Here is a 215-nt window from a genome sequence, read left to right on the forward strand (position 1 = left end):
TACAAAATGTCGGTTTAACTAATCTGCTCGCTTTGGGACTTGAGAGGACCGCGGAGCAAGGTGTTTTTGCTGCTACAATGGGAATGGGGTTTGTTGCCGCTGTTTTAAGTTCGATGATGAACAACATGCCAACGGTAATGATTAATGCGATTGCCATTGATACGACGAGCGCGACTGGATTAATGAAGGAAGCGATGGTTTACGCGAATGTGATT

1 protein-coding gene is annotated in these 215 nt (G+C 45.1%); it reads left to right on the forward strand.

Translation table 11 applies throughout. From position 1 onward, the window contains the following. The coding region (locus tag CHH91_RS19715) for an ArsB/NhaD family transporter (RefSeq protein ID WP_286160872.1) at window positions 1–215 on the forward strand (215 nt) is incomplete at both ends.

The sequence above is a fragment of the Virgibacillus sp. 7505 genome, assembly GCF_002272135.1.
Lineage (GTDB): Bacteria > Bacillota > Bacilli > Bacillales > Amphibacillaceae > Terribacillus.